We start from the raw sequence: 23,089 nt of genomic DNA, 5'->3' as shown, positions 1-23,089 counted from the left end.
TGTTCTCATTTTTATTGCGGGGAGTTCCCGGAAACGTAATTGGCAGCAGCTTTCAAAGCGGTGGTTAATGCGGCTTCCGCACCCTCCCCACGCAACTCAGCCGCAATATGGGCGGCCATGAATGTGTCACCCGCACCGGTTACACGTGTGACCATAACCTCAGGCGGAGCCTGGCTGATGACCTCGCCATCCGCCGCAAAACCGGCAGGACGGCCGCCATCTGACACCATGGCACGGGCTGCGCCACGATCCGTCAGGGCAAGGGCCGCGTCAGACGCATTGTCAAAGTCACGCTTCAGCAAAAGCCCGGCTTCTTCAAGGTTCACATAAAACGTCGCCCCCGGATGGTTCATCAGGGGCAGAAGGCGTTCGGCCTTCCCTGGCGACGCAGGCGCGATCCGCAGATCAGCCTTTGAAAACAGCGGGCTGTGGGAAATCTCTTCCAACAACGCAAGCGTCAGATTGCCATCCAGGGCCACTGTGCCATTATAAGGGGTACCAGCAGATCCCAGGGTGCCATCTTCCATCGGACGCAGGATCTTTGCCCCGGCGGCTTCCAGTGAATGGGCGTCTGCGATCGCCGCGATCAGGCCATTGCCGCCTTCGATTGCCATATAAACGTCTGTGGGCAGATCGTCAGACCGATACAAATGATCCGTCACCATCCCCATAGACCCGGCCGCGCGCATCAGTTCTTCGCCACCATCGTCACGCCCAATGGCCCCAAGCAGCACAGGTGTCAGGGAAAAACGGGTGAATGTCATTGCGATATTCATGGCAACACCGCCGGGAATACGCAGGATACGGCCAGGCACATCAGAGCCCACGCGCATATGGCGTTCCGTGCGGCCAATCACATCCCAGAGAATGGCGCCAACGCAAAGAACACGCGGCTGATCATTGTTTTGCAAATTCGTCATGGCGATGATACGTCGCAGGGCAGGGCGTGGTTTGCAAGGGCTGACAGAGGCGCGGATGATGAAAATCGGCTTTTGGCGGGATTTCAGGCAAAAAACTGCTGTTTTCCTGCTTATTTTACGGCCAAGGCCCTTGCACGGCTGATCTAAGGCAGCTATAGCCGCCCCACTTCACAGACGAAGTCCGGGTCCGAGGGGGAGAAATCCCTGAAGATCCACCGGTTGGAACAGCAGTTCCTGATTGGCTTCGTCAAGGCGTAAAACCGGAAAGGATAAGACATGGCTCTTCCTGAATTCACTATTCGTCAGCTGCTCGAAGCTGGCGTTCACTTTGGCCACCAGACACAACGCTGGAACCCGCGCATGCAGGAGTTCATCTACGGCGAACGGAATGGCATCCACATCTTCGACCTGACACAGACGGTTCCTCTGCTGGACGCAGCTCTGAATGCTGTGCGTGAAACTGTTGCTAAAGGCGGCCGCGTTCTCTTCGTTGGCACCAAGCGTCAGGCACAGGGTGCGATTGCTGATGCAGCTGAGAAATCTGCTCAGTACTACATGAACCACCGTTGGCTGGGCGGCACGCTGACCAACTGGAAAACTGTTTCCAACTCTATCAACCGTCTGAAGTCCATCGACGAAAAACTGTCTGAAGGCGCAGAAGGTCTGACCAAGAAAGAACGTCTTGGTATGGAACGTGACCAGGGTAAGCTTCAGGCTTCTCTTGGCGGTATCCGTGACATGGGCGGCGTTCCTGATCTGCTGTTCGTCATCGACGTAAACAAAGAATCCCTCGCAATCGCAGAAGCGAAAAAGCTGGGCATTCCTGTTGTTGGTATCGTTGATACAAACGCAAACCCTGCTGGCGTTGATTACATCATCCCAGGCAACGACGATGCGGCACGCGCAATCGCACTCTACACTGACCTGGCAGCACGCGCTGCTCTGGACGGTATGACTGCTCAGATGGGCGCTGCTGGTCTGGATCTCGGCGAAATGGAAGCTTCCCTGGAAGAATCCATCGCTGAAGAAGCAGAAGTTGCTGCTGAAGCTTAAGCTTCACAAAACTGATACCGGGAAGGTTTATATCTTCCCGGATTTTCCTATTCAGAATACTCCCAAGGAGAACCGACATGGCGATTACCGCTGCTCTGGTTAAAGAACTCCGCGATTCCACAGGCGCTGGCATGATGGACGCGAAAAAGGCCCTGACCGAAACCGATGGTGACATGGAAGCTGCTGTAGACTGGCTGCGTACCAAAGGTCTGGCAAAAGCTGCTAAAAAATCTGGTCGTGTTGCTGCGGAAGGCCTTGTTGCTGTTGCAGTTAACGGCGGCAAAGGTGTTGCAGTTGAAGTGAACTCCGAAACTGACTTCGTTGGCAAAAACGCTGATTTCCAGGCTATGGTTGGCAAGATCGCAACTGCTGCGACCGGCGTTGACACTGTTGAAGCTCTGGCAAAAACCGAAGTTGACGGCAAGCCTGTTGAAACCATGATCACCGACGCTGTTGCGACAATCGGCGAGAACATGTCTCTGCGTCGTATGACTGTTGTTGAAGGTGAAACTGTTGTTTCATACATCCACAACTCCGTAACTGACGGCATGGGCAAAATCGGTGTTCTGGTTGGCCTGAAAGGCGCGGACAACGGCATCGGCAAACAGCTGGCAATGCACATTGCTGCTGCAAACCCTGCTGCTCTGTCCGAAGCTGACCTGGACGCTGCTGTTGTTGAAAAAGAACGTCAGGTTCAGATCGACATCGCGAAAGAATCCGGCAAGCCAGACGCTGTGATCGAAAAAATGATCGTTGGCCGCATGAAGAAATTCATGTCCGAAGTCACACTGCTGGGCCAGGCGTTCGTTGTGAACCCAGACCTGACTGTTGAAGCTGCTGCCAAAGAAGCTGGTGTTGAGATCACTGGTTTTGTTCGCATGGAAGTTGGCGACGGCATTGAGAAAAAAGAAGAAGACTTCGCTGCAGAAGTTGCGAAAGCAGCACAGGGCTAAGCCTTCCTTCATAATCTTACGAAAGCCGGGCAGGAAACTGCCCGGCTTTTTTCGTGGCGGGTGATGCAGAAACAGGGCAGGGCACAACGAAAAAGGCGACTCCGGTGAAGGAAGTCGCCTGAATTATACCTATGCCCTGGGATGAGGATAGAGACATAAGTGCCGGCCACTCTGGTCAAACACCAGATGTAGCCGGCGGTCCGGTTACCCGGGAAAACGTAATGCCTGTGAAATTGCAAGGCCTCACATCTTCGTAAGTTCCAAGGCAAAATTGCCACCACGACGGAACACGTCCTATATGCCTCATTTTTAGACAATATGTAAGTAAGGTATTCCTTACCTTTCCTGCCACGTTAGGTGGAATATTTAATAGCTTGAATTTATTAAGGAAATAGTTGCGCTCATGTCAGCGCTACCAGGGTGACATTTCCCCCGGATCACCCATCCACAACAAAAATTTGTTTCTGAACAGAGGCTTTCAGAACAGCCTGGGCCGTGGTTTCAACATCCAGTGCCCCGCGTGCAAGGCGCAAATGTTTCTCAACCGTCGCAGGTGTCAGGCCCATAATACAGGCGATATCCTGTGTGGTTTTCCCTTCACCAACCCATTCAAGAACCTCGCGCTGGCGATGGGTGAGGGGGCGTCTCTTACCCGACCAGGGCATATTGATGATCTTCAGATGCGCAACATTACACATCACCAGAATATCCTGACCATGCTCATCCCAGGTGCGATCCACGTCAGCCTGACTGACGCCAGGCGCCGCTGTAAGGGCGATGCCGCCACGTTCGCGATAAGAAACAGATTTGAAACTTACCGTATAACCCGCCGTCACATCAAAGCGCCGGTTAAACCCGACCACCTTCATTTCACTTTCTGTGAACATTCCGCTTTCAATCTGCTCTGCCATCCAGCTCCACGAGCAGGCGCCTTCGTTTTCCAGCGACCAGCGCACCATAGGGGCATTATAATACAGTTTCTCCCCGAAAAACCCGTCCAGATAGCCCGGATCATGATTTGACAGCATCAAAAGATCATCCTGATCGCCAAGGGAAGAACCGTTACGATACCGGGTAAAACCATACATAACCCGGGTAAAACCATATTCCGCCATTTTTTCCATATGCAGGGACCAGACGTCCTCAAGGCATTGGCAGGCAGTCAGTTTTTCCAGATACTCTGAAATCATTACGACATCCCGGACAAGTGCTGAACCAGCGCATCAACAGCCAGAAGGTAGCCCTGTGAACCGAACCCCGCGATCTGACCCAGGGCAACCGGTGCAATATAGGATTTATGTCGAAAGGGTTCTCTCGCATGAATATTGGACAGGTGCACTTCCACGACGGGCAGTTCCACCGAGGAAATCGCATCCATCAATGCAACAGACGTATGTGTAAAAGCGCCGGCGTTCAGAATGATGCCACGGGCCGATTGTTTCGCGTCATGAATGGCATCCAACAGAACACCTTCATGGTTTGACTGCAGGGAATTCAGTTCAAAGCCATGGCTTTGCGCATGCTCACGCGTCATTTCTTCAATTTCAGCAAGCGTCGTGCCGCCGTAAACTTCCTTTTGACGGGTTCCAAGCAGATTCAGGTTCGGTCCGTTAAGCAGTAAAATAGTCACGTGGTGTCCTCATTCCTGTATCACACTAGGTTGAGTTAATCGGTTTTGTCGAGCTTTTAACGTGATTTTTGCCTGTATTAAATGCCGATTATTATATTTTCCGCGCTTCCTGTCGCTATTTTGCATTTCAGGCCACAGGGGATCACCAGCATACGATTTACATCTTATAATTACATAATACCAATTATGAGATGTATGATGGTAAAAATACAGGGCAACACGTGGCTGCCCTGTGGTGATATATATTCAGCTCGCTTGTCTGGATAGTATCGCAGCAGGACGCGCCTTGGCGATCTTTGCTGTAATCAACCCTGCGATCACCGCTTTGATGATGTCCCCGGGTACAAAAGCCAGCATTGATTGTGCCATCGCCATCACAGGTTTCTCCAGGTATGACGCCAGCCAGACGGTCCCGATCGGATAAAGCACCAGAACGCCGCCAATCAGCGACGCAACGATCGCGCCGACAATCAGATTGCCCTTCCAGCGCTCAAAGACAAATCCGGTCGCAAAGGCCGCCGCGACATATCCATACAGAAACCCGGCTGTTGCGCCTGCGAACGGCGCAAGCCCGCCGCGAAACCCTGTCAGGATCGGCAGACCGATAGCGGCCAGAACCAGGAAAAGAACGACGGCAAGCGCCCCGCGCTTTGCGCCAAGGACCAGACCACAAAGCATCACCCCCATGACCTGCAAGGCAATCGGCACGCCGGGAATAAGATTAATTGTGGGTATGAGGCCAAGCACCGCTGTAAAAGCGGCCATCAAGGCGATGAAGGTTACATTTCTTTCCATGTGCGTTTCCTGTCCTGAGAAAGCTTTACCCCGTCCGTTATACACAAGTTATCCACAGATCGGGGGTTCTTTGGTTAATCTTCTGTTGCTGGCTGGATGAGACCACCACGGGCGCGCAGGGCCTCTGATAGCTGCTCTGCGTCATCGATGGCAAGCACTGCAATCGGCGTGATGATACGCCACCCTGCCCGCTTTACACTGCGTGCCTTCCAGCTTTCCCGCAAAGTATCTGATTTTTCATGCAAAACCGGAATAAAACGGATCACCATCGCAAGCGCGATCTCTGCAGGTCGTGTCGAAATGCCCAATTTTCGAACGGGTGTTGCCAGCCAGTGCAACACATCAATCATGTCCTTCAATGCGGTTGTCATCGTCACAAGGTTCGCCAGCGCAACCACCGCCGCCAACCTTAACAACAATGCAACACCTGTCGCATATTCCCCGGTGATCCCGTGCCAGACAGCGATGAACACCGCAACAGGCCAGATCCGCAGCAGATTCCGCACGCCTTCGCTGAAGAACCGAAGCCCCCCAAAAAGCCAGCACAGCTGAGCAATCAGAAACGCTGCAACCTGCACCCACAGGCCGGGAAACACGAAAAGAACAACTGATACAATCAACATTGCCAATAGCTTGTGGCTGGCTCTTAATCCATGCCAGAACGTTCTTTCCTCAGAGGTCAGCGATAGCATCAGTGCCCTCACGGTTCATCGTTTCAAGGTATGCTGGCAGCACCTGGGCTGGTGTTCCGTCACGTTCAATCCGTCCACCTTCCAGCCAGATCACCCGGTCAAACCCTTCCAGCCGCGCCGCATCATGGGTGATCATCACAACTTGTTCTTCCAGGCCGTCAATCGCATGATTCAGCGCACGGGTGACAGGAATATCCAGCCCGGCAAAAGGTTCATCCAGCAGGATTGTTCCCGGCTTCATCGCCAGAACCGCCAACAGACAAACCAGATGCCTCTGCCCGCCGGATAACGTCTGAATATGGCGTTCCCGCCAGTCTTCCTTTCCGAAACGTGCCAGAGTTTTACACAGGTTATCCACAAGCTTATCCCCGGATTGGCCCAACTGTTGCAGGCCAAATGAAATCTCTTCTTCAACTGTCGGAAAAATGATCTGATGATCCGGGTTCTGAAACAGGATACCAACCGCCCGGATCGCCGCCTGACGATCCCCGGCAACATCCGCCCCGTTCACAAGCACCCTGCCCGCATCCACCGCCTGCAACCCGGCCAGCACCCGCATCAGCGTGGTCTTTCCGGATCCGTTGCGTCCGACAATTCCGACCCGTTTCTCGGGAATGCACAAATCGGGCAGATCCAGAACAAGCCGCTCACCGCGTGAAAACCGCAGAGCATCTACTTCAATTCCCTGGTGATCTCCGCTCATCTGCTCTTTGCCCTGATTCATGTTCGCTTCCGTATATTTACGGCAACATGCATGCGCAAGGCCACGGCCCCTGTCCCGGGACATGCCGGGCTCATAGTTTTTATGAACAGAAGCACCCTGTTCACGCGACGCATTTCAGGCCAGTTCATGTCGCATCCGTTATCAACTGGCCTGCCCGTCAGAGTCGCACACAAAGCGGAGTATGTCGAAAACAGACCCATCTTTGCGGGTCGTGGCGATTACAAGCAAGGAAAGAGGAGGAATCGCAATGCCTGACGTAACTATCGTATATTGGCGTGACATGCCGGCACAGGTCATCGTTGGCAAAGGCCGCCGTGGTGCCAAAGCTGCGCTGCCAGAACGTTTCGAGCAGGCGATTGATCGCGCTGCCATGAAAGACGACGCAAAAGGTTCCGACGACTATCTTGCGGGCTTCCGCAAAGCCGCGCCTTACCCGATGGAAGGTGATCAGGATGAGATCGCCAAAGCCGAGGCCGCGCGCATTGACGCTGAATATGACCAGGACCGCCTGAAAGCCCTGATCGCAAATGACGGACACGAGGCCTGAGCCAGGTGCCCCTGACACACACCATAAAGGAGGCGATCATGTCGCTTTTGCCATTTAAAAAGAAAGCCGCGGAAGAACCCGTGATCGTGTCCCCGGAAGTCGAAGCCTTCCTGGACGGCTATTCCATCGAAGTGATGCCGCGCACCGCTGGTAAGGTTGAAGATTTCCGCACGCTTCTGCCAAAAGGCACCCGCGTTTATGTTGCGCATATCGAAGGCACGCCAATTGATGAAATGGTCGCCACCGCGAAACGCCTGAATGACGAAGGCTACCCGGTGATGCCGCATTTCCCGGCCCGTATCATCAAAGACGAAGCAACCCTTGCCGACTGGATTGCGCGCTATCAGGGCGAAGCTGACGTCAAACAGGCGCTGCTGCTGGCCGGTGGTGTCGACAAGCCGCATGGCGATTACCATTCTTCCATGCAGCTGTTGGACACCGGCCTGTTTGACAAAGCTGGTTTCACCCATCTGCATGTTGCCGGTCACCCGGAAGGCAACAAAGACATTGACGCCGACGGCAGCACAAAGAACGTGATGGAAGCACTTGGCTGGAAACAGGAATTCTCCAAGCGCACTGACGCTTCCATGGCGCTGGCGACCCAGTTCTGCTTTGAAGCTGGTCCTGTGATTGAATGGGCAGACAGCCTGGTTGAAGCTGGCATCGACATTCCGGTTCACATCGGCGTGGCTGGCCCTGCAAAACTGCAGACCCTGATCAAATTCTCTATCGCATGTGGTGTGGGCGCGTCCCTGAAAGTGCTGCAAAAGCGCGCAAAAGACGTCACCAAACTGCTGCTGCCGTTTGAACCAGATCAGTTCATCACCGAACTTGCCGCGCACAAAGCCGCAAACCCTGATTTCAACATCGAGAAAGTTCATTTCTTCCCACTCGGTGGCATCAAAACCAACGCCAACTGGGCGATCACACATGGCGGCGCTTCCGGCGTCCCCGTCAGCCAGCAATAAGAGGCAATCAAATGACCCGTACTATTATTGAGAGCGCAACCAAAACCACCATCATCGGTTTTGATCAGCCCTTCACCGTGATCGGTGAGCGCATCAACCCAACCGGCCGTAAGATCCTCAACGAGGAACTGGAAAACGACGATTTTTCCCGCGTGGAACGTGATGCGCTGGCACAGGTTGCAGCTGGTGCAGGTGTTCTCGACATCAACTCTGGCGCTGTTTTCTCTGGCAAAATGGCCGAAGATCCACGTTACGCGGACAACAACTTTGTTGAACCAGACCTGATGCGCAAACTGGTGGAAACTGTCCAGGCTGTGACGGATTGCCCGCTCTGCATCGACTCTTCCGTGCCAGGTGCTTTGGAAGCTGGTCTGGCTGCCGCAAAAGGCCGCCCACTTCTGAACTCTGTGACCGGTGAAGAAGAACGCCTTGAACTGGTTCTGCCGCTTGTTGCGAAATACAACGTTCCTGTTGTAGCGATTTCCAACGATGACACGGGTATCTCTGAAGATCCCGAAGTCCGTTTCGCTGTTGCGAAAAAGATCGTTGAGCGCGCTGCTGACTTTGGCATCCCCGCCCATGACATCGTGGTTGACCCGCTGGTGATGCCGGTTGGCGCGATGGGTTCTGCTGGTCTGCAGGTTTTCGCTCTGAACCGTCGTCTGCGCGATGAACTCGGTGTAAACACCACCTGTGGTGCATCCAACATCTCGTTTGGCCTGCCAAACCGTCACGGCATCAACAACGCCTTCCTGCCAATGGCAATGGCAACAGGCATGACCTCTGCGATCATGAACCCTGTCGCCCTGCCCGTTGGTCCAAAGAAACTGGCTGCGAAGAAAGCAGAAGTTGAAGCCGCTGGCATCGTGATCCCGGCAGACATGGACGATGAAGCCTTCTGCAAGGTCTTTGGTCTGGGTTCCACCCTGCCACGCGCCGGTAAAGAAATGGAAGCCATCCGCGCTGCCAACTTCCTGACCGATAATGACGAAGGTGGTGCTGAATGGATCAAATTCAACAAATCCCCTGAAGACGCTGCAGCCGGTGGCCGTGGTGGCCGTCGCCGCCGTCGCGGCTGATAGTTCAGAAAATCAAAAAAGCGCGGGAGTGGTCAAACACTCCCGCGTTTTGTATGTACCCCTCAGGTATTTTCTGTTCCGGGGTTCACATGTTTATCATATTCGCGCTGATTGCCTGCGCTGGGTCTGTTTTCTGGTACTTCTTTGTATCGGCCATGGCCTGCTTCGGGTCCCTTTATGGCTGTCCCCCGGCCCGATCCCCATTTTCGCTTTCACTGGAAGATTTCATATTTACTGCCGGACCGTTCTGCATTTCCTTTGCTTTACTGTGTCTTGCGATCTGGATACGATCACGCAGCGACCCCTAAATCGGTTGACCTGGAAAGATCCGTGGGAAATTTGATCCTGCGCAATGTTGTTGTCACATGTTGCCGCTATCAGGCCAGGGCGAACAACAAGGACATCCTGTAATGACTGCGCCCTTCAAAGATCTGCTGATCATCGACCTCACCCATGTGCTTGCCGGCCCATATTGCTCCATGATCCTGTCGGATCTCGGGGCGCGTGTCATCAAGGTAGAACGCCCTGGCACAGGTGATGATACCCGCCACTTCCCGCCTTTTCGGGCCAATGGCGACAGTGCCTATTTTGCAACCATCAACCGGGGCAAAGAAAGCATCGCGCTGGACCTGAAAGACCAGGCAGATCGCATTGTTTTTGAAGATCTTCTGTCCCGCGCCGATATCCTCATGGAAAACTACCGCCCCGGCGTGATGGAACGTCTGGGATATGGATCTGAGACATTGCACAAACAGTTCCCACGGCTGATTTATGGGGCTGTTTCCGGCTTTGGCCACACTGGCCCCGAAGCCCTGAAACCAGCCTATGACATGGTTGTTCAGGCCCGCGGTGGCGTCATGTCGATCACGGGCGAAAAAGACCGCGAACCTGTGCGGGTCGGTGCTTCTGTCGGCGATATCGTGGCAGGCATGTTTCTGGGCCACGGCATTATGGCCGCCCTTTACCAGCGTGAGAAAACCGGCCTGGGGCAGAAAGTTGATGTCGCCATGCTCGACAGTCAGCTGGCCATTCTGGAACACGCCATTGCGATCACCGGCGAAACCGGCAACGCACCCGGCCCGTCCGGCGCACGTCACCCGTCAATTGCCCCGTTTGAGACATTCCATACGGAAGACGGGTTGATCGTGATCGCCGCCGGCAATGATGATCTTTTTGCAAAACTCTGTAATGCGCTGGAAATTCCGGCGCTGTCCACGGACAGCCGTTTCAGCACCAACGCCGCCCGATGCGAACATGTCAAACTTCTCAAACGCCTGATCGAAGCTGTCACCCTTGGCGACACACGCGCGCACTGGTTGGATAAACTCACCACTTCCGGCATCCCTTGTGCCCCGATCCAGAATGTCGCTGAAGCCATGCGGGATCCGCAAATTCTGGCCCGTGACATGGTGATTGATGTGGTCGATCCCCACGGCGGCCCGGCCTATAAAGCCGCTGGTAACCCGATCAAACTGTCAGCTTACATATCTGAAAAACCCTCGCTGATCTCTCCGCAGCTGAATGCACACTCAGATTCCATCCGTGGCTGGCTTAAGGAGCAGAAATAAGCTTTTACAGAAAAGGTACGGAATCCCCCCATTTCCAAATGGGATAAGTGCGGTATTATGTAACCATATTTTGATATTCGATATATGGAGACCATTATGAAACCGACTGATTGTTGCGAGCCGACCGGCGTAAAAGAACTTGTTGAAGATGCTATTCGCTGGGCCTCTGGCCCTACTGGTAATATCACGCGACAGATCGAATTGCGTCTGATGACAGGCGAACGCTATCGTGGCACGATGACCGTCCCGGACGGGAAATATGTTCAGGTGCGTCGCCGCACGGATTTCCGGGAATTCAAAACCTATATGATCGCCTTTCATGCGGTGAAAAGCGTTTACATGTTCGAAACTGCGGAATGACCCGCTTTACGCCACGTGACGGCTTGATCTGACATGTCAGGAATGCAACCCCGGGATGAGAAACCCGGGGAAGCTTATGTCAGACATCATCACCGACGCCGTTGAAACCATGAACCGCAAAATCGCAGGTCGCAGCTTTGATTACAAAGTGCGGTTTGAATTGCCCGGCGAAGGTGTGTTTGTCGTGGATGAAAATGGCGCGCGCATTGCGGATGAAGCAGGTGATGTCACACTGAAAGCCAAACCAAAGGTGTTCGCCGCAATTGCAGACGGCAGCCAGAACCCGGCAGCGGCTGTCATGCTTGGTAAATTAAAAATTTCAGGTGACATGTCTCTGGCCTTGAAAATCGGGGCGCTCTTCGGCTAACTGCCGCCCATGGAAACACGTTATCATACTCCGCTTTCGCCTGTAGAAATGTCGCGCTTTGGCTGTGAAGGTGACTGGCCCTATGGCATGGCAGATCGCGTGCATTTTCACGAACTCGACAGTCTGAACCATGTGAATAATGTTGTTTATTTCTCGTGGTTTGAAAACATCCGCGTGCGCTATATGCAGGATTGGGGTCTGTCGGATTACAGTGACCCTGAAAACGAACCCCGCCTTGTGGTCAAAGCCGTTTCTGCCGATTACAAACGCGAAATGTGTATGGGCGAAGATTACCTTGTCACCGCCCGCACAAAAGCCTTTCGCAACACAAGTTTCACCATGGAATACGCCATCTGGTCGGATGGGTTGCGCGCCACCGGTGAAGCAATTGTCGTGGTGCTGGAACCCGACGGAAGCGCCCGTCGCCCCCTGCCGGACGCGTTGAAAGAACGCTTTATTACCCTGGATGGCGCCCTGCCCGAGGCTTAATTTCCCCGTATGAAGTCAACCAGTTGCCGGGTTGAACCGTCTTTATCATCGGCCGGCATTTCACCCGACACAATCGGCTGCAAAGCCACGGCCAGCTGTTTGCCCAGTTCCACCCCCCATTGGTCATAGGAATTGATGCCCAGCATCACGCCTTCGACAAACACCCGGTGTTCATAAAGCGCGATAATCTGGCCCAGCATATGTGGCGTCAGTTTCGGATACAGCAGCGTGGTTGACGGACGATTGCCCGGGAAAACCCGGTGACGGGCCTGACGTTCAAGTTCATCCCCGTCCAGCCCCTTCGCGGCCATCAGCTCGCGTGCCACATCTAAAGACCGGCCAAGCATCAAAGCTTCAGACTGTGCCAGACAGTTCGCAACCAGCAGTTCATGCTGATGTTTCAGATCCGCTTCATGCCCTTCAACCGCCAGCAGGAATTCACAGGGAATGACCCGCGTGCCCTGATGGATTAGCTGATAAAACGCATGCTGGCCATTGGTCCCGGGTTCGCCCCAGACAACAGGCCCTGTATGCACCGGCGTGTCAGATCCATCCATGCGGACGGACTTGCCGTTGCTTTCCATTTCAAGCTGCTGCAGGTACGCAGGCAGACGGCTAAGGCGTTGATCATAAGGCAGAACTGCGCGTGTTCCATACCCCAGGCCCTGATTGTGCCAGATCCCTGTCAGCGCCAGCATCACCGGCATATTGTCCAGCGGTGCTGCCGTGCGAAAGTGATCATCCATCGCCCGCGCGCCGGACAGAAATTCTTCGAATTTGTCGGCACCCATCGCGATCATAATCGTCAGGCCAATCGGCCCCCAAAGCGAATAGCGCCCGCCAACCCAGTCTTCAAAGCCAAACACCCGTTCCGCCGGAATGCCCCATCCCGCTGTGCTTGTAAGATTTGATGACAGTGCCGCGAATTGTGCGCCAGGATCAGATACGCTTAAAGCCATCCAGTCCCGCGCGGTTTGCGCATTGGTCATGGTTTCAATGGTGGTGAAGGTCTTAGACGCCACAAGGATCAGCGTCGTTTCCGGGTTAAGCCCTTGCAGGATATCATGAATATGCGCGCCATCCACATTGGACACAAAATGCGTGCGCGGCCCGTCGTGGTAAGGCTTCAGCGCCAGACAGGCCATGGCCGGCCCTAGATCAGACCCACCAATGCCGATATTCACCACATCGGTGATCGCGCCGCCCTGCCCCTGAAAGCTGCCATCGCGCAACGCGTCGGCAAAAGCCCGCATCCGGTCCAGCGTTTCCCGAACGCCAGGCACAACATTTTCACCATCCTCAAAGATTTCAGCGCCCGCAGCCGCCCGCAAAGCCGTATGCAGCACCGCGCGGCCTTCGGTTTCATTGATATGTTCGCCGGAAAACATCGCCTTACGCCGCGCTTCAAAACCGCTCTCACCCAGCATATTAACCAGGCAGGCCCGGCTGTCGTCCGTCAGGCTGGTTTTGGAATAATCAAACAGCATATCTGCGGCACAAACCGAGAAATCCTGCGCCCGTCCGGCATCTTCAAACAGCGCAGGAATGCTCAGATCCAAAGCCGCATCCGTATAGGTTTTTAACTTATTCCACATAATCTTATCAGCCACTTTTAAATTAACTTTCAGCCCAGTGAATACGGGCACCGCCCCAGACTTTCGTCACAGGTGCTTTCATCCCGGACAAGCCCTGCGCCCGTTCCAGCGCTGCTTTTTTCTCAGCACCCGTTACAACAATATGTTTGTGCATGGCAGAGTTCAGCGCAGGTTCTGTGAGGGTGATACGCGGTTCATCCTGGCTGTCGACCCGCATTGGCATCACCAAAGGTGCCGCCGGATCAATCGCCAGCGCCAGATTATCACCGCCAGGGAACAGGCTTGCCGTATGCATATCGGCCCCAACCCCCAAAAGCACAACTGACAACGGCAGAAGATCCGCAACTTTCGCACGGGTTTCTTCGATCTCGTCCTCTGGATTTTCGCAATGATTATAAAGCGAAACAAATTTCGCATGCGCCGCACGATCCGCCAGCAGGTGTTCCCGGATCAGTTTCGCATTGGAACGGGGTGAACTGTCCGGCACCCAGCGTTCATCGGTCTGCACCACCGTCACATTGGCCCAGTCAATATCCGCCGCGCACAGCACATCAAACAAAGGCGCAGGCGTCGTGCCACCAGGCACCGCAAAGCTGGCCTTACCATTGGCTTCCAGCGCGGTTTCAAGATCAGACGCAATTTCCTGCGCGACCTCGATCATCATCATTTCCGCGTCAGCGTATTCGTTAATCTTCATGCTTTGATCTCTCTCCAGCGGCGTCCGTCACGGTGCAGCAACATCAGGCTGTCATCCGGCCCGGAACTGCCCGCGTCATAAGGTACAGGTTTGGTGCGGGCCTTTTCCCAGGCCTCGATAATCGGGTCAGTCCAGGCCCAGGCGGCCTCAACTTCGTCCCCGCGCATAAACAGCGTCTGATTGCCCCGCATCACATCCATGATCAGGCGTTCATACGCATCCGGGATGTCATCACCGTCAGCCAGGGCCTCGGCAAAACTCATGTCCAGAGGCACTTCAATCAGGCGCATACCGCCCGGGCCCGGTTCTTTGATGGTCACGCGCAGGTTCATGCCTTCATTCGGTTGCAAACGGATGACCAGCACATTGCCGCGTCGTCCTTCCTGCGGGCCGAAGATTGAATGCGGCGGATCTTTGAACACAACGGCGATTTCGCTGGTCCGATCCCGCAAACGCTTGCCAGTGCGCAGATAAATCGGTGTGCCCTTCCAGCGCCAGTTGGAAATGCCCAGTTTCATCGCGATGAAACTTTCGGTGGTGCTGTCCTCATTTTCGGCATCTTCAAGATAGGATGCAACATCATCATCGCCACGATACTGCCCGCGCACGATGTCCGCCTGATCCACCGGATCAAGCGCCCGGATCACTTTCAGTTTTTCATCACGCACCGCGTCCGGTTCAAAATCACTGGGCGGTTCCATCGCGATCAGACACAGCAGCTGCATCAGGTGGTTTTGCACCATATCGCGGATCGCGCCGGATTTATCGTAATAAGACCCGCGCCCGCCGACCCCCACGCTTTCGGCCACGGTGATCTGGATGTGATCGACATATTGGCTGTTCCACAGCGGTTCAAACAGCACATTGCCAAAACGCACCGCCATCAGGTTCTGCACGGTTTCCTTGCCCAGATAATGGTCAATCCGGTAGATCTGATGTTCGTCAAAGCTTTCCGCCAGCACGCCGTTCAGCGCCTTCGCCGTTTCCAGATCACGGCCAAAGGGTTTTTCGACCACAATCCGGCTGTCTGCATCCGCGATTTCATATTCATGCAGACGTTCCGCCAGCGGCCCGAACAGACGCGGCGCAACTGAGAAATAGAACGCCCGGATCACACCAGGGCGCATCAGGGCGGCCAGTTCTGTCCACCCGCTTTCCCCCATGGCATCCACCGCAAGATAGTGAATGTTTTCAACGAACTCTTTGATGCGTTCTTTGTCGTGCTTTGATGGTTTCACGAATTCGCAAATCGCGTCATTCACAAAGCTGCGGTAGCCCGCATCATCAAAATCCGTCCGCGCAGCACCAATAATGCGCATGCCCTCCGGCAGTTGCCCGGCCAGGAAACGACGATAAAGCCCTGGCAGAATCTTACGCCGGGCCAGATCACCTGTACCGCCGAAGATCACCAGATCAAAAACCTCAACCGGGATGACGCGTGAAACCATTCTGACCTCTGTATTCCTTAAAATCGAGTGAAATTACCCGGTCACACCATAAATGTTAGCGCAAACATTGCAACAGTTTCCGCCAGCATCTGCATGACTCTGCGCAAGTCTAACAGGTTCGCCCGCCTTCACAATGGCGTGGGGTCACTTTGTGGCACTTTTCGGCGGATGTCTGACCGTGTAAACACGACTTAACAAAAGGATAAGGCACCATGAAAGATCAGGCATCTGCTGCGCAGGCAACCGACAAATTTCAGGACCCGAAGATCACCGCCAAGGGCGAGATCCGCGCAACCGTGCCCCTGTCCGATCCGCAGACGCTTTGGTTTAACACCGGGACGCTTTGCAACATTGAATGTGTGAACTGTTATATTCTCAGCTCCCCCACCAATGATGCCCTGGTCTATCTGACCGCGGATGAGGTGCGCGATTACCTGGATCAGCTAAAAGCCCGCAACTGGGGCGTTGGTGAAATCGGCTTCACCGGGGGTGAACCCTATATGAACCCCGAATTCAACGACATGTGCCGCGCGGCCCTGGAACGAGGCTATGAGGTGTTGGTTCTGACAAACGCCATGCGCCCGATGATGCGTAAATCTGTGAAGGCCGGCATCGAAGCCCTGGTAAAGGAATTTGGCGACAAGCTGACGTTCCGCATTTCCCTTGACCACTGGTCTGCCGAAAATCATGACAAGATGCGCGGCGCGGGTAGCTTTGAGAAATCACTTGAAGGCATGCGCTGGCTGTCATCCATTGGTGCGCGCATGGCTGCTGCCGGTCGCCAGCTCTGGAATGAAGATGATGCAGCGTCGCGTCAGGGTTACGCAGATCTTTACGAATCGGAAAGCTTTAAGATCGACGCGCAAAATCCAGGAATGACCGTGCTTTTCCCTGAAATGGACGAAGGTGTGGATGTGCCCGAAATCACTGTGGATTGCTGGGGTATCCTGAACAAATCCCCCAAAGACGTGATGTGCGCCTCCTCCCGGATGGTGGTGAAACGCAAGGGGCAGAAAGCATCTGTCATTGCCTGCACCCTGCTGCCCTATGCCGAAGGGTTTGATATGGGAAACACCCTGGAAGAAGCCGAAAAAGACGTCGCCCTCAACCATCCGCATTGTGCCAAGTTTTGCGTTCTGGGTGGCGCAAGCTGTAGCGCATAAGCACAATGCGTTCACCCTGGAAACGCTCCACCGGAGCCTTTCCTGACAGGTTCATGCGCCAAGTTCTGCGTCCTGGGCGGGGCAAGCTGTTCGGCTTAACCCTCCAGTTCCGTATCCCAATACAGAAAATCCATCCAGCTGTTGTGCAGGGATGTCTTCGTCAGGGGTTGTCTGCGTGCGGCGGCATCCAGTTGCCAGACATCGGGCTCATAAGGTTCGCGCAGCAATTTCATCCCCGCCTGTTTTGGCGTACGATTGGCCTTGCGCAGGTTATCCTTCGAACAACAGGCCACGATATTGTGCCAGTTTGATCCACCGCCCTTACTGCGCGGCACCACATGGTCAAAGGTCAGATCCTTTACGGCAAAGCGTTCACCACAATACTGACAGCGGAATTCATCGCGCAAAAACAGGTTATAGCGCGTGAACCCCACCTGTTTGCGTTTGTGAAAATTCTTCAGGGCGACAACGGCGGGGACTTCGAAACTGGCCGTCGCAGAATGTACCTCGACATCATCATAGGTCTTGATCTGCACAACCCGTTCCTGATGCACCGCAACAAAAGCCGTCTGCCAGTCCCAGACCGACAGTGGCGCATAGCTTAAAGGCTGCATATTCGCGTTGAGAACCAGCGTTCTCAACCCGTTGATATTATCAGATGTTCTTTCCCGTATCCCACAGTCCATTTCGCATTACCGCCCATGTGCCGGTACGTGCCAATATGCCTGTGACCCGAAACCGGCTGGTTATCGGGGCGGGTGCACCGCCCCGTCCTGATGTGACTATATCTTGTGGGGTATTTCTGACAACCCCATGATATAGAAATCTCACATCCGGAAATACCGCGCGCAGATCGCAGTTTTATGACGGGAAATCAGTTTTCGCCCTGCCCCAGCATTTCACGCATGAAGGTCAGCGCAACAGACAGCCCATCCGGTGCAATGCCATGGGCCGTGCCCTTCATAATATGGGAATAAACATCAAAACCTGCGGTCTGCAGGCCTTCAGCCGCTTCGTTCAGGCTTTGGGGTGGCACCACATCATCCTGATCGCCATGGATCAGCAGAACCGGCGGACGGGTCTGAAAATCAGCTTCCAGGCGTTCCGGGGCCAGAAGACGGCCAGAGAATCCAACAATCCCCGCCAGTTTATACTGACGACGTGGCCCCACATGCAGGGCCATCATGGTGCCCTGGGAAAAGCCAAGAAGGACCACTTCAGATGCGGTGATGCCTTCATCTGCGATCACTTTATCCAGAAACGCGTTCAGATCTTCAGCGGCGCGTTCAAGGCCCGCCGCACTTTCTTCCTCGGAAGATCCGTCAATCCAGGGAATGGAAAACCACTGCCGCCCCATGGGCATTGCTGCCGGGCGTTCCGGTGCATCCGGCGCATAAAAAGCAGTGTCTGGCATATGTGGCGCCAGCGGGTCTGCAAGGCCCAGAAGATCCGCGCCATCGGCCCCATAGCCATGCAGGAAAATCACTACATTTTTCGCTGTGCCGCTTTGCGCCTCACGTTTCTTAAATTCAAGTTCCCGCATATCCGCCCCTATCTGATGCCTTCGCGTTTTTTCTGTTCCCGGTAGTAGGCCCAAAGCAAGCGCGCTGCAACTGATCTGAAGGGCGACCAGGCCTCTGCCATCTGACGCATCGCCTTGGGTTTTGGCCGTTCCGGCAGATCAAACAGCAATTTCGCCGCCTCCTGCAGGGCCAGATCCCCGGCCGGAAACACATCTGCATGACCCAGCGAAAACATCGCGTAAATCTCTGCCGTCCAGGGGCCGATGCCGGGGAGTGCGGTTAAGGTTTTGAGAACCTCAGCCGTGTCGGCGCGCCTTAAGGCTTCATAGTTCAGGTCTGCCGCAGCCAGGGCCCGCAGATATTTGATCTTCTGCACAGATTGCCCCGCTGCGCGCAATTCCTCATCACTTGCTGCCAGAATCTGCACAGGTGTCACCAGATCTGCCGCCTTCATCCGCGCCGCGATCGCCGCTGCCGCCGCAGTCGAAATCTGCTGACCGATGATGGCATCTACCAGCGCCCCAAACCCATCCGCGCGCAGCCGTAAAGGCAAGGGTGAAAGCTGCGGCAGAACCTTCGCAAACTCCGGCACCATCGCCACAAGTTGCGACGCGGCCTGCACCACGCATTCATCCGATGTAATACGATCTGCCTGTGTCATCTGCCCTGTCCCGCGCGTTGCATCCGGTATGATTACTGTATTTCATTATGACGCACCAGAATACGCTTTTCCTGCGCACGGGAACAGGCTACGCCTTCGCTTATGACTGATGCAGCTGCCAGCCCCGCCCCGATCACGCCACAGGTGAAACGTAATATTTTCATCCTGATTGCCGCCCAGGCTTTCCTTGGCGCACAGATGCCGATGATCTTTACCGTGGGTGGCCTTGCCGGACAGCAGCTTGCGTCAAACCCCTGTTTTGCAACACTCCCGATCACATTGATCGTTTTGGGGTCCATGCTGGCGGCGCAACCGATGAGCGCGCTGATGCAGAAATATGGCCGCGCAGCAGGCTTTTTCACCGGCGCAGTCTTTGGCGGTATGGGCGGCGCGATCAGCCTTTGGGGGCTTTATGAAAGCAGCTTTCTGATTTTCTGCCTCGGCTCGCTTTTTACCGGTGTCTATATGTCGGCGCATGGGTTTTACCGTTTTGCCGCGGCGGATACGGCCAGCCCTGAATTCCGACCAAAGGCGATTTCCTGGGTCATGGCCGGTGGCCTTTTGGCCGCGATCATCGGGCCGCAGCTTGTGAAAGTCACAAAAGAAGCCATGCCGGTTCTGTTTGCAGGCACCTATATGGGTGTGATTGCGGTGAATGCGATCGGGTCCCTGATGTTCTTTGCGCTCGACATCCCCAAACCCAAACCACCGGCAGCGGACGCCCCAAAGGGCCGCAGCAAGATGGAGCTGCTGAAAGATCCGGTTATCGCTGTTGCGATTATCTGCGCCATGGTGTCCTACGCATTGATGAACCTTGTCATGACCTCAACCCCGCTGGCTGTTGTCGGCTGTGGCTTTGTGAACGGTGAAGAGGCAGATATCGTGTCCGCCCACGTGCTGGCCATGTATGTGCCAAGCTTTTTCACAGGTCACCTGATCGCTCGTTTCGGTACGCGCAATATTGTCGCCACAGGCCTTGTGATCCTGCTGGGCGCGGGCGTTGTGGCCCTGACCGGTGTGACGCTGGCGAATTTCTTTATCGCGCTTGTGCTGTTGGGCATTGGCTGGAACTTTGGTTTCATCGGTGCCACCACAATGCTGGCCGGTGCTTACGATGATGCGGAACGTGGCCGGGTTCAGGGCCTGAACGATATGATCGTTTTCGGCTGTGTGACCATGGCGTCGCTTGCCTCTGGCGGGCTTATGAATTGTTCCGGTGGCGATGCCCAGGCGGGCTGGCAGGCGGTGAACCTGGCCATGGCGCCTTTCCTGATGCTGGCGGGTGGCGCACTGTTGTGGCTTGCGCTGCGTGATCCTGAGGAAGCTTCTGTTTAAAAGGGCAAAGGGGGCCAGCCCCCTTTGGATCCCCCAGAGTATTTTCAGCAAGATGAATAAGATCAGGGACGGCCGGTCAGAGCCTTGAAGAACAGACGGCGTTTTTTGTGGAATTCTGACAAGGCAAGTGCCCCGTCAGCCACGCGCTGTGGTTCTTTTGCCGCCAGTTTCAGAAGCGGTTCTGCCTGCCAGGCCGTGCGCAGGACCATTGTCCAGGGTGCGCGCGGTGGTTTTGTGTTTCTCAGATCAGACAAAGCGGCGCGGGCAAGTCCTGAAATCGCTGCCGGGCGACCATCATAAAGTGGCCGGCAGCCGCGTTTTTCAAGTTCCGGCACGGCCTGAAACCAGGCGGCCAGCCCCTGTGCAAAGCCCCAGGTCTGCGCCAGCGATCTGTCAGTTTCCCCTGCCCCAAGCGCCTGGGCGCTGAGCCACATAAGATTGCCAGCGGTCGCCTCAATTTGCGCACGAAAGGCTTCCGGAGCATCAAACCCGTCTTTGTTCAGATCCCACCAGCGGGCCGTGATCATCTGGTCAAGCGCCTCTGTATCGAGGCGCTTTTCCCGGATCAGAACGGCCAGAGGTCGACCAACCTCGTGATAGCGTGCAGACCCGTTTTCATCCGCCTGGGTCACAATATCGCGCCAGAACTGCAGCCGCATTTGCCCTACCATTGGTTCCTGACTGGCCCAGGCCGCACGGGCAATTTCAAGGTTAAAAGCGTAAAGCACAAAAAGCGGCGCGCGCAGATCCGGCTTTATGCTCATCACTGCAAGGAACCGGTCCGGATCGCCCTTTTGCACCACTCCGGCGCAGGCGTTTATATCTTCGGTCAGCAGAGTCACGCGGCACGCACCTTGTCATGCACAAGCTTCCATGTGATCGCCTCGAGCAAGGCTTCAAAGCTTGCGTCGACGATGTTCGGGCTGACACCAACCGTGGCCCAGCGATTGCCCTGGCTGTCCTCACTGTCGATGATCACGCGGGTCACGGCCTCTGTGCCGCCCTGGGTGATACGCACTTTGAAATCCACCAGGCGCATGTCGTCAATGCTGGCCTGATACGGACCCAGATCTTTTGCCAGCGCATTGGACAGCGCGTTCACCGGACCACGATCATTGCCGTTTCCATCAACGCTTTCAGACACGGACAACATGCGTTCAGCGCCGATCTGCACCACAACCACAGCCTCAGACACGGTCACCATTTCACCACGGGCGTTTTTGCGGCGCTCGATGGTGACACGATAGCGTTCCACATCAAAGAACTTCGGCAGTTGGCCCAGTTCTTCCAGCGCCATCAACTCAAAACTCGCCTGCGCCGTGTCGTAGGAATAACCCGCCGTTTCGCGTGCTTTGATACGTTCCAGAATACGCGCCAGCGCCGGATCGCCCTTTTCAACCGTATAGCCCGCATCCCCCAGGCGTTTGATCAGGTTGCTTTGCCCGGCCTGGTTTGACATCGGGATCACACGCGCATTGCCGACAGCGCCCGGATCCACATGTTCATAGGTCGCGGGGTTTTTCATGATCGCGCTGGCGTGCAGGCCGGATTTATGCGCAAAGGCCGAGGCCCCGACATAAGCCGCCTGTTTCGCGGGCACCCGGTTGAGGATTTCATCGAGGCTACGCGAGAGATTGGTCAGCCCCTGCAGGCTTTCAAGGCTGACACCAAGATCAAACCGTTCCGCATATTCCGGCTTCAGCAGCAGCGTTGGGATGATGGTGGTCAGGTTCGCATTGCCGCAACGTTCACCCAGACCATTCAGCGTACCCTGCACCTGACGCGCGCCCGCATCAATCGCCGCAAGACTGCCCGCAACGGCGTTTTCCGTATCATTGTGGGTGTGGATCGCCAGGTGATCACCCGGCACGCCCGCCGCTATCACGGCTTTGACGATGGCATAGATTTCAGAGGGCAGCGTGCCGCCGTTTGTGTCGCACAGCACGACCCAGCGGGCACCAGCGCTGTAAGCCGCCAACACACTTTCCAACGCGTAATCAGCGTCATATTTATAGCCGTCAAAGAAATGTTCCGCGTCAAACAGCGCCTCTCGCCCGTTCTTCACGATATGCGCGATTGATGCCGCGACGTTTTCGGTGTTTTCTTCTTTGCTGATGCCAAGCGCGTCGGTGACGTGAAAAGCAGAAGCCTTGCCTACAAGACACACCGCAGGCGTTCCGGCGTTCATAACAGCGGCGAGAATATCGTCATTTTCCGCCGATCGCCCTGCCCGCTTTGTCATGCCAAAGGCGGTGAATGTGGCGTTATATTTAGGCGCGGCTTCGAAAAATTCGCTGTCGGTCGGGTTTGCGCCAGGCCAGCCGCCCTCAATATGATCAATGCCCAGATCATCCAGCGCCTGCGCAATCTGGAGCTTTTCAGCGGTAGAAAACTGCACGCCCTGGGTCTGCTGCCCGTCGCGCAAGGTTGTGTCGTAGAGGAATAGCTTTTCTTTTGTCATTGGCTCTTCTCTTTTTCTTTTGTCACGCCTGACTGAAGGTCAGGCAGCCCCCGACCCTCCC

Annotated in this window: 25 protein-coding genes; 11 read left to right on the top strand and 14 right to left on the bottom strand. The window is 55.1% G+C overall.

Going from position 1 to position 23,089, the window contains the following annotated elements; translation table 11 throughout:
* Window positions 1-11 precede the first annotated feature (11 nt).
* Window positions 12-920, bottom strand: a complete 909-nt coding sequence (locus H1D41_RS00920) for a PfkB family carbohydrate kinase (protein ID WP_228847146.1) — start codon at window positions 918-920, stop codon at window positions 12-14.
* 276 nt (window positions 921-1,196) lie between these two features.
* Here H1D41_RS00920 and rpsB point away from each other — a divergent pair, with 276 nt between their 5' ends.
* Entirely contained in the window at window positions 1,197-1,973 is a 777-nt protein-coding gene (rpsB, locus tag H1D41_RS00915; RefSeq protein WP_107495944.1) for a 30S ribosomal protein S2, read from the top strand.
* Window positions 1,974-2,050: 77 nt separating this feature from the next.
* On the top strand, window positions 2,051-2,926 hold the full coding sequence (gene tsf, locus H1D41_RS00910; protein WP_228847145.1) for a translation elongation factor Ts: 876 nt from the start codon (window positions 2,051-2,053) through the stop codon (window positions 2,924-2,926).
* 437 nt (window positions 2,927-3,363) lie between these two features.
* Here the strand turns inward: tsf and H1D41_RS00905 are convergent, their stop codons facing one another.
* The 5 genes from H1D41_RS00905 to H1D41_RS00885 all read right to left on the bottom strand — a co-directional run bounded on the left by H1D41_RS00905 (window position 3,364) and on the right by H1D41_RS00885 (window position 6,767).
* Window positions 3,364-4,116 (bottom strand): helix-turn-helix transcriptional regulator, encoded by a 753-nt coding sequence (locus tag H1D41_RS00905; RefSeq protein ID WP_107495942.1) that lies wholly within the window; start codon window positions 4,114-4,116, stop codon window positions 3,364-3,366.
* Window positions 4,116-4,556 carry a type II 3-dehydroquinate dehydratase gene (gene aroQ, locus H1D41_RS00900; protein WP_228847144.1) on the bottom strand — a complete coding sequence of 147 codons (441 nt, stop codon included), beginning with the start codon at window positions 4,554-4,556 and terminating at the stop codon, window positions 4,116-4,118. Before aroQ ends, H1D41_RS00905 begins: the two co-directional genes overlap by 1 nt.
* Window positions 4,557-4,802: 246 nt before the next feature.
* Window positions 4,803-5,351 (bottom strand): biotin transporter BioY, encoded by a 549-nt coding sequence (locus tag H1D41_RS00895; RefSeq protein ID WP_228847143.1) that lies wholly within the window; start codon window positions 5,349-5,351, stop codon window positions 4,803-4,805.
* A 74-nt stretch (window positions 5,352-5,425) separates the two neighbouring features.
* Window positions 5,426-6,043 carry an energy-coupling factor transporter transmembrane component T family protein gene (locus H1D41_RS00890; RefSeq protein WP_228847142.1) on the bottom strand — a complete coding sequence of 206 codons (618 nt, stop codon included), beginning with the start codon at window positions 6,041-6,043 and terminating at the stop codon, window positions 5,426-5,428.
* Entirely contained in the window at window positions 6,024-6,767 is a 744-nt protein-coding gene (locus tag H1D41_RS00885) for an energy-coupling factor ABC transporter ATP-binding protein (RefSeq protein WP_228847141.1), read from the bottom strand. The genes H1D41_RS00890 and H1D41_RS00885 overlap by 20 nt, the downstream gene beginning before the upstream one ends.
* A gap of 247 nt (window positions 6,768-7,014) precedes the next feature.
* On the opposite strand from H1D41_RS00885, the gene H1D41_RS00880 reads away from it, so the two are divergent.
* The 7 genes from H1D41_RS00880 to H1D41_RS00850 all read left to right on the top strand — a co-directional run bounded on the left by H1D41_RS00880 (window position 7,015) and on the right by H1D41_RS00850 (window position 12,145).
* Window positions 7,015-7,314, top strand: a complete 300-nt coding sequence (locus H1D41_RS00880) for a virulence factor (protein ID WP_107495937.1) — start codon at window positions 7,015-7,017, stop codon at window positions 7,312-7,314.
* Window positions 7,315-7,352: 38 nt separating this feature from the next.
* A complete protein-coding gene (locus H1D41_RS00875; RefSeq protein ID WP_228847140.1) occupies window positions 7,353-8,282 on the top strand; it encodes a methylenetetrahydrofolate reductase in 930 nt (309 codons plus the stop codon).
* Between the two features lie 11 nt (window positions 8,283-8,293).
* On the top strand, window positions 8,294-9,361 hold the full coding sequence (locus tag H1D41_RS00870; protein WP_228847139.1) for a dihydropteroate synthase: 1,068 nt from the start codon (window positions 8,294-8,296) through the stop codon (window positions 9,359-9,361).
* A gap of 410 nt (window positions 9,362-9,771) precedes the next feature.
* Window positions 9,772-10,929: a CaiB/BaiF CoA transferase family protein gene (locus H1D41_RS00865; RefSeq protein ID WP_228847138.1), complete on the top strand. Its 1,158-nt coding sequence runs from the start codon at window positions 9,772-9,774 to the stop codon at window positions 10,927-10,929.
* A gap of 96 nt (window positions 10,930-11,025) precedes the next feature.
* Complete coding sequence (locus H1D41_RS00860) at window positions 11,026-11,289, top strand: hypothetical protein (protein WP_228847137.1); 264 nt, start codon at window positions 11,026-11,028, stop codon at window positions 11,287-11,289.
* A 76-nt stretch (window positions 11,290-11,365) separates the two neighbouring features.
* Complete coding sequence (locus H1D41_RS00855; RefSeq protein ID WP_228847136.1) at window positions 11,366-11,656, top strand: SCP2 sterol-binding domain-containing protein; 291 nt, start codon at window positions 11,366-11,368, stop codon at window positions 11,654-11,656.
* A 9-nt stretch (window positions 11,657-11,665) separates the two neighbouring features.
* Complete coding sequence (locus H1D41_RS00850; RefSeq protein ID WP_228847135.1) at window positions 11,666-12,145, top strand: acyl-CoA thioesterase; 480 nt, start codon at window positions 11,666-11,668, stop codon at window positions 12,143-12,145.
* Here the strand turns inward: H1D41_RS00850 and pgi are convergent.
* From pgi to zwf, 3 genes are read right to left on the bottom strand one after another with little or no spacing between them, the layout of a single operon-like run.
* Window positions 12,142-13,755 carry a glucose-6-phosphate isomerase gene (pgi, locus tag H1D41_RS00845; protein WP_324250244.1) on the bottom strand — a complete coding sequence of 538 codons (1,614 nt, stop codon included), beginning with the start codon at window positions 13,753-13,755 and terminating at the stop codon, window positions 12,142-12,144. The genes H1D41_RS00850 and pgi overlap by 4 nt on opposite strands.
* A 7-nt stretch (window positions 13,756-13,762) precedes the next feature.
* Window positions 13,763-14,437, bottom strand: a complete 675-nt coding sequence (gene pgl, locus H1D41_RS00840; RefSeq protein ID WP_228847133.1) for a 6-phosphogluconolactonase — start codon at window positions 14,435-14,437, stop codon at window positions 13,763-13,765.
* A complete protein-coding gene (zwf, locus tag H1D41_RS00835) occupies window positions 14,434-15,885 on the bottom strand; it encodes a glucose-6-phosphate dehydrogenase (protein ID WP_107495926.1) in 1,452 nt (483 codons plus the stop codon). The genes pgl and zwf overlap by 4 nt, the downstream gene beginning before the upstream one ends.
* A gap of 212 nt (window positions 15,886-16,097) precedes the next feature.
* On the opposite strand from zwf, the gene H1D41_RS00830 reads away from it, so the two are divergent.
* Window positions 16,098-17,048: a radical SAM protein gene (locus H1D41_RS00830; protein ID WP_228847132.1), complete on the top strand. Its 951-nt coding sequence runs from the start codon at window positions 16,098-16,100 to the stop codon at window positions 17,046-17,048.
* A 95-nt stretch (window positions 17,049-17,143) separates the two neighbouring features.
* Here H1D41_RS00830 and H1D41_RS00825 read toward each other — a convergent pair whose 3' ends face one another.
* From H1D41_RS00825 to H1D41_RS00815, 3 genes are all read right to left on the bottom strand, one after another.
* A complete protein-coding gene (locus tag H1D41_RS00825) occupies window positions 17,144-17,734 on the bottom strand; it encodes an HNH endonuclease (RefSeq protein WP_228847131.1) in 591 nt (196 codons plus the stop codon).
* Between the two features lie 188 nt (window positions 17,735-17,922).
* Window positions 17,923-18,591, bottom strand: coding sequence for an alpha/beta hydrolase (locus H1D41_RS00820; RefSeq protein ID WP_228847130.1), 669 nt, complete (start codon window positions 18,589-18,591; stop codon window positions 17,923-17,925).
* An 8-nt stretch (window positions 18,592-18,599) separates the two neighbouring features.
* Complete coding sequence (locus tag H1D41_RS00815; protein ID WP_228847129.1) at window positions 18,600-19,232, bottom strand: DNA-3-methyladenine glycosylase family protein; 633 nt, start codon at window positions 19,230-19,232, stop codon at window positions 18,600-18,602.
* 102 nt (window positions 19,233-19,334) lie between these two features.
* Between H1D41_RS00815 and H1D41_RS00810 the strand changes: the two genes are divergently transcribed.
* Entirely contained in the window at window positions 19,335-20,567 is a 1,233-nt protein-coding gene (locus tag H1D41_RS00810) for an MFS transporter (protein WP_107495921.1), read from the top strand.
* Between the two features lie 62 nt (window positions 20,568-20,629).
* On the opposite strand, the gene H1D41_RS00805 is transcribed toward H1D41_RS00810, so the two are convergent.
* Window positions 20,630-21,409, bottom strand: coding sequence for a squalene/phytoene synthase family protein (locus H1D41_RS00805; protein ID WP_228847128.1), 780 nt, complete (start codon window positions 21,407-21,409; stop codon window positions 20,630-20,632).
* The gene (gene cimA, locus H1D41_RS00800) at window positions 21,406-23,028 is read right to left on the bottom strand and encodes a citramalate synthase (protein WP_228847127.1); all 1,623 of its coding nucleotides are present in this window, start codon (window positions 23,026-23,028) and stop codon (window positions 21,406-21,408) included. The genes H1D41_RS00805 and cimA overlap by 4 nt, the downstream gene beginning before the upstream one ends.
* Window positions 23,029-23,089 lie beyond the last annotated feature (61 nt).

This window comes from Halocynthiibacter styelae, from assembly GCF_016123485.1.
In the GTDB taxonomy this organism is placed as follows: domain Bacteria; phylum Pseudomonadota; class Alphaproteobacteria; order Rhodobacterales; family Rhodobacteraceae; genus Halocynthiibacter; species Halocynthiibacter styelae.
Note: the sequence above shows the minus strand (reverse complement) of the source record. Positions and strands in the feature narration are given on the sequence as shown.